Annotated in this window: 5 protein-coding genes; 4 read left to right on the forward strand and 1 reads right to left on the reverse strand. The window is 64.3% G+C overall.

Features of this window, described 5'->3' with window-relative positions; genetic code table 11:
* Positions 1-302 precede the first annotated feature (302 nt).
* The 4 genes from KGM94_RS22320 to KGM94_RS22335 all read left to right on the forward strand — a co-directional run bounded on the left by KGM94_RS22320 (position 303) and on the right by KGM94_RS22335 (position 5,656).
* On the forward strand, positions 303-1,082 hold the full coding sequence (locus KGM94_RS22320; RefSeq protein WP_300264182.1) for an outer membrane beta-barrel protein: 780 nt from the start codon (positions 303-305) through the stop codon (positions 1,080-1,082).
* A gap of 212 nt (positions 1,083-1,294) precedes the next feature.
* Entirely contained in the window at positions 1,295-2,065 is a 771-nt protein-coding gene (locus KGM94_RS22325; RefSeq protein ID WP_300264184.1) for an outer membrane beta-barrel protein, read from the forward strand.
* Between the two features lie 232 nt (positions 2,066-2,297).
* Complete coding sequence (gene uvrA, locus KGM94_RS22330; protein WP_300264186.1) at positions 2,298-5,276, forward strand: excinuclease ABC subunit UvrA; 2,979 nt, start codon at positions 2,298-2,300, stop codon at positions 5,274-5,276.
* Positions 5,277-5,332: 56 nt separating this feature from the next.
* Positions 5,333-5,656, forward strand: coding sequence for a hypothetical protein (locus tag KGM94_RS22335; RefSeq protein ID WP_300264188.1), 324 nt, complete (start codon positions 5,333-5,335; stop codon positions 5,654-5,656).
* 120 nt (positions 5,657-5,776) lie between these two features.
* On the opposite strand, the gene KGM94_RS22340 is transcribed toward KGM94_RS22335, so the two are convergent.
* On the reverse strand, positions 5,777-6,544 hold the full coding sequence (locus KGM94_RS22340) for an AAA family ATPase (protein ID WP_300264190.1): 768 nt from the start codon (positions 6,542-6,544) through the stop codon (positions 5,777-5,779).

Below are 6,544 nucleotides of genomic sequence, written 5' to 3' on the forward strand. Positions count from 1 at the left end.
GAGGTTATCCCCACATATAGCATGGGCGCACCGTAGGTTCCATCTTTGTTCCTCAATTGTCTCCTACCAAATACGGCGGCCATATGACCGCAACCTGACCGCGAAGTGACGCACGGGCAGGGAACCGCCCCAGGTTCCCGATCGCAGCGAATATCGCTTAATATTCACTGGCTTATGGACGCCTCACTTCCTCCGCGAGTGTTGCTGTTGGGAGACGGACTCCACAGCCAGATCCGGCTAGGATTACCGGGCCTGATTTCCGCTTCGGGGACAGCAAGAAGCGGACGGAGCCGGAGAAGAACATGAAACAGATTTTGGTGGGTGCAATCGGTGCCATTGCGTTGGGCCTCGCGGCTCCGGCGAGCGCGGCCGATCTCGCGGCGCGTCCCTATACCAAGGCGCCCGCCCCGATGATCGCCGCGATCTACGACTGGAGCGGTTTCTACATCGGCATCAACGGCGGCGGCGGCTCGAGCCACAAGTGCTGGGACTTCGTCTCACCGGGCACCGGCGCACTGGTCGGCGAAGGCTGCCACAACGCCACCGGCGGCACTGTCGGCGGTCAGATCGGCTATCGTTGGCAATCGGCCAGCTGGGTGTTCGGTCTCGAAGGCCAGGGCAACTGGGCCGACTTCTCCGGCGACAACATCAGCACGGTCTTCGTCGGCACCGGACTTCGCGATCGCTCCAAGATCGACTCCTTCGGTCTGATCACGGGCCAGGTCGGCTATGCCTGGAACAATGTCCTATTCTACGTGAAGGGCGGCGGCGCCGTCGTCGGCGACCGTTACAAGAGCTACGACGTCCCGACCGGCCTGGAATTCGACCGCGCGAATGAGACCCGCTGGGGCGGCACGGTTGGCGCCGGTCTCGAGTTCGGATTTGCGCCGAACTGGTCGGTCGGCATCGAGTACGACCACATCTTCCTCGGGCATCGCAACGTCACCTTCACCGGCTCCGGCAACTTTGCCGGCGCGCCCCTTGGCGCCACGACGCGCACCGAGCACATCGGCCAGGACGTCGATCTGGGCCTGATCCGCGTCAACTATCGCTGGGGCGGCCCGGTGATCGCGAAGTACTGATCTTCGACCGCGTCTCATCCTCGAAAGGCCGGCCTTGCGCCGGCCTTTCTTGCGTGGCGGGCCGATCGCGACGCGCGAGGCCGGAGTAGAATCATGCGCGTTTCCTGCGTCGTGTTGCCCGCCGGAAACACAAGGCAGCGGTGCGATGGTGTAGACTGTGTGCGAATTGAATCGCCGGTTCGACGCACCAGACGACAGGAATGGAGGCTGAGATGAAAGCGCTGCTGCTGGCGACCACGAGCCTGGCTGCCCTGAGCGCCGTCGCTCCCGCCGTGGCGGCCGACTTGGCGGCCCGCCCCTACACCAAGGCACCGCCCGCGGTCTACGACTGGTCCGGTTTCTACGTCGGCATCAACGGCGGCGGTGGGTCATCGCACAAGTGTTGGGACGTCGTTGCGCTTGGCGCCGGGCCGGTTGTTCCCGCCGTGCCGGAAGGCTGCCACGATGCAACCGGTGGGACCGTCGGTGGTCAGGTCGGATATCGCTGGCAAAGCGCAAGCTGGGTGTTCGGCCTGGAAGGTCAGGGCAACTGGGCCGATTTCAGCGGCGACAATGCCACCACGGCCTTCCCTGCGTTCTGGAATGGGCCGCAGCGCAATCGGTCGCGGATCGACGCCTTCGGCCTGGTTACCGGTCAGGTCGGCTATGCTTGGAACAGCGTGCTGCTCTACGTCAAGGGCGGCGGCGCCGTCGTCGGCGACAAGTACGAGGTCATCGACACCCCAACCGGCCTCGTGGCCGCCGACGGGCGCGAAACCCGCTGGGGCGGCACGGTCGGCGTGGGTCTCGAGTTCGCGTTCGCGCCGAATTGGTCCGTCGGCGTCGAGTACGACCATCTCTTCCTGGGTCACCACGACGTTGACTTCTACGCCACCGGCGGACTCCGGCTGTTCGACCACCGGGAGCGCATCGGCCAGGACGTCGACATTGGCCTCGTCAGGGTGAACTATCGCTTCGGCGGTCCGCTCATCGCGAAATACTGAGCCGCGGCCGACAGCGGTATCAAAGGGCTCACCGCGCAACCGGACGGGTCGCGCTGCTGCCATGTGTCGCCAGCGCACCAACTATCCGTTGATGATTCGCGCGTCGCACTGGAAATCCGTCGCCGTTCTTCCTACGTTCCGAGCCATATCTTTTCTTTTCGCGTCCATCCCCGCTTCCCGGGCGAGGCGCGCCTGAACGCCGGCGCAGGCTTGCGCCGTTGGGAACACCGAGATGGACGAAGTGATCAAGGCGAAGCGCCAACAACAGAACGCGGGCTCGAGCCTGCGCGCCATTACCATCCGCGGCGCGCGCGAGCACAATCTCAAGAACATCGACGTCGAGATTCCCCGCGACAAGCTCGTGGTGTTCACCGGTCTCTCCGGTTCCGGCAAATCCTCGCTCGCTTTCGACACCATCTATGCCGAGGGGCAGCGCCGCTACGTCGAGTCGCTGTCGGCCTATGCCCGCCAGTTCCTGGAGATGATGCAGAAACCGGACGTCGACCAGATCGACGGCCTGTCGCCGGCGATCTCCATCGAGCAGAAGACCACGTCGAAGAACCCGCGCTCCACGGTGGGCACGGTGACCGAGATCTACGACTATATGCGCCTGCTGTGGGCGCGCGTCGGCGTACCCTATTCGCCGGCGACGGGACTGCCGATCGAAAGCCAGACCGTCTCGCAGATGGTCGACCGCGTGCTGGCGCTGCCCGAGGGCACCCGCCTCTATCTGCTCGCCCCGGTCGTGCGCGGCCGCAAGGGCGAGTACAAGAAGGAGCTCGCCGAGTATCTCAAGAAGGGCTTTCAGCGCGTCAAGATCGACGGCAAGTTCCATGAGCTCGCGGAAGCGCCGAACCTCGACAAGAAATTTCCGCACGACATCGACGTCGTCGTCGACCGCATCGTGGTACGATCAGACATCGGCCAGCGCCTCGCCGAGAGCTTCGAGACCGCGCTGAAACTCGCCGAGGGCCTTGCCGTGGTCGAGTTCGCCGAGGCGCCCGCCACCGCTGCGCCTGCCGAGGACAAGAAGAAGACCGCAAAAATCCACGACAAGAGCGGGCCCGAGCGCATCCTGTTCTCGGAAAAATTCGCTTGCCCGGCCTCCGGCTTCACCATTCCCGAGATTGAGCCGCGGCTGTTCTCGTTCAACAATCCCTATGGCGCGTGTCCCGCATGCGGCGGCCTCGGCGTCGAGCAGCATGTCGACGAGGATCTCGTCATTCCCGACAAGGAGCTCAGCTTGCGCAAGGGCGCGATCGCGCCCTGGGCCAAATCGTCGTCGCCCTACTACGTGCAGACGCTGACCGCGCTCGGCAAGCACTACAAGTTCACCCTCGACACCAAGTGGAAGGACCTGTCGAAGAAGGTGCAGACCGCGATCCTCTACGGCTCCGGCGAGGACGAGATCAAGTTCTCCTACGAGGACGGCGTGCGCTCCTACGACACCAGGAAGCCGTTCGAGGGCGTCATCACCAACATCAACCGCCGCTATCGCGAGACCGAGAGCGAGTGGGCGCGCGAAGAGCTGGCAAAGTATTTTGCCGACGTTCCCTGCGAGGCCTGCAAGGGTTTTCGCCTCAAGCCCGAGGCGCTCTGCGTCAAGGTCGGCGGCAAGCACATCGGCGAGATCTCGGAATTGTCGGTGAAGCGAGCCGGCGAATGGTTCGAGGGCGTGCCGACGGCGCTGAACGCACAGCAGAACGAGATCGCCTCGCGCATCCTCAAGGAGATCCGCGAGCGCCTCACCTTCCTGCTCGACGTCGGCCTGAACTACCTGACGCTGTCGCGCGCCTCCGGCACGTTGAGCGGAGGCGAGAGCCAGCGCATCCGCCTGGCCTCGCAGATCGGCTCCGGCCTGACCGGCGTGCTCTATGTGCTGGACGAGCCCTCGATCGGCCTGCACCAGCGCGACAATGCGCGGCTGCTGGAGACGCTGAAGCGGCTGCGCGACCTCGGCAATACCGTGGTCGTGGTCGAGCATGACGAGGACGCGATCCGCCTGGCCGACTACGTGCTCGACATCGGTCCCGGCGCCGGCATGCATGGCGGCCACATCGTGGCGGAGGGCACGCCGGCCGAGATCATGCGCAACCCGAAATCGCTGACCGGTAAATACCTCACCGGCGAGCTCGAGGTCGAAGTGCCGGAGCGGCGCCCGCCGAACCATCGCCGCACCATCAAGGTGGTGAACGCACGCGGCAATAACCTCAAGAACGTCACCGCCGAGATCCCGCTCGGCCTGTTCACCTGCGTCACCGGGGTCTCCGGCGGCGGCAAGTCGACGCTCTTGATCGACACCCTCTACCGTGCCATCGCCCGCAAGCTGAACGGCGCCAGCGAGGGTGCTGCTCCGCACGACCGCATCGAGGGGCTCGAGCACATCGACAAGATCATCGACATCGACCAGTCGCCGATCGGCCGCACCCCGCGCTCCAACCCGGCGACCTATACCGGTGCCTTCACGCCGATCCGCGAATGGTTCGCGGGCCTGCCCGAGGCCAAGGCGCGCGGCTACGAGCCCGGACGCTTCTCCTTCAACGTCAAGGGCGGCCGCTGCGAGGCCTGCCAGGGCGACGGCGTCATCAAGATCGAGATGCACTTCTTGCCCGACGTCTATGTCACCTGCGACGTCTGCAAGGGCAAGCGCTACAACCGCGAGACACTGGAGGTGCTGTTCAAGGGCAAGAGCATCGCCGACGTGCTCGACATGACCGTCGAGGAAGCCGCCGAGTTCTTCAAGGCGGTGCCGCGCGTGCGCGAGACATTCAACACGCTGCACCGCGTCGGCCTCGACTACATCCACGTGGGCCAGCAGGCCACCACGCTGTCCGGCGGCGAAGCCCAGCGCGTCAAGCTGGCGAAGGAGCTGTCGAAACGCGCCACCGGCCGTACGCTCTACATTCTGGACGAGCCCACGACCGGCCTGCATTTCCATGACGTCAAGAAGCTCCTGGAGGTGCTGCACGAGCTGGTCGCGCAGGGCAACACGGTCGTCGTGATCGAGCACAATCTCGAGGTCATCAAGACCGCCGACTGGGTGATCGACTTGGGCCCCGAGGGCGGTGACGGCGGCGGCGAGATCGTCGCTTGGGGCTCGCCCGAGGACATCGTCAAGGCGCCGCGCAGCTACACCGGAAGATTCCTGGAGCCGGCGCTGAAGAAGGCGGGCAAGCCGAAGCGGCGGAGCGCCAGCGAGGCGGCGGAGTAAGCCTGCCGTGGCATTCGGTTTGGCGACGTCAAAGACAAGCCCTGTCGAGGATTGCAATGCCAAGCTCGAACTATGCACTCTTCCGCGACGCCATCCTGACCGAGCAGCAGGTGGTCTGCACGTATGAGGGCCGGAGTCGCGAGCTTTGCCCGCACATCATCGGTGCGAACCGGAAGGGCGAAGAAACGGTGCTCGCGTGGCAGTTCGCAGGCCAAAGCCGCGGTCCCCTGCCACAGTGGCGCTGCCTGCGGTTGGCGAATGTCAGGAATGCCCGCCTACGTCCCGGCCGCTGGCATGAGGGTGGCTCTCACCGCACCGCGCAAACCTGCGTCAGCGAGGTTGATCTGGATATCAACATTCACGTGTGGAAACCGCGCTGACGACCCAAGCGGCGTCCGTCGATCCTGCGCGTCGGGAAATCTCGGCTCCCTTTCCGCGCTCGATCACACTGATGACCAAACGAGCGGAACGCGCAATGGGCACGCTCTTCCGCGATTTGCTCATTCCGCCAAAGTCGCTTCCACGAAGCCACTTGGATCGTCGCAGAACTCGCGCAGCACCTTGAAATGATCCGTCTCGCGCAGAGTCACCGGTTGGAGTCCGTATTTCGTCAGTTGCAACAGCCGCGCCTTCGGATAGGCCATCAGCATCGGCGAGTGCGTCGCCATGATCACCTGGCAGATGCGGGACTCATCCATGCGGCCCAGCAGTTTCAGGAACTCCATCTGCCGCGACGGTGATAGCGCCGATTCCGGCTCGTCGAAAATGAAGATGCCTTGCCGCTGACAACGCTCCTCGAAAAAGCGCAGAAAACCCTCGCCATGCGAATAGGAGAGGAAGTCGGGGCCGACCTGTCCGGCGTCGCGCGCCGCCTTGTCGAGATATCGCGCCACGGTAAAGAAGCTCTCGGCGCGGAAGAACCAGCCATTGGTGATCTTGGGCAGCCAACTCGCGCGCAACGCCTTCGACAGCTCACCGCCCATCTTTTCACGCGCTTCCGAGTGATCGATCGGCCTGTAGCCCTTGCCGCCGCCGGCGTCGTCATATCCGGCCAGCGCCGCGATGCCTTCGAGAATGGTCGACTTCCCCGTGCCGTTCTCCCCGACGATGATGGTGATCGGCACTTCGAGATTGAGCTCGAAGTCATCACGGAAGATGGGCAAGCAGAACGGATACGCCTCCCAATCATCAATCTTGCCCGTCTCGAGCCACACCCGCCTCAGATAGGGTGCCGGCAGATTGATGGTGCGGTAACCTCGTCGGCTCAT

Origin of the sequence: Bradyrhizobium sp. (genome assembly GCF_028868675.1) — a bacterium.
Taxonomy (GTDB): Bacteria; Pseudomonadota; Alphaproteobacteria; order Rhizobiales; family Xanthobacteraceae; genus Bradyrhizobium.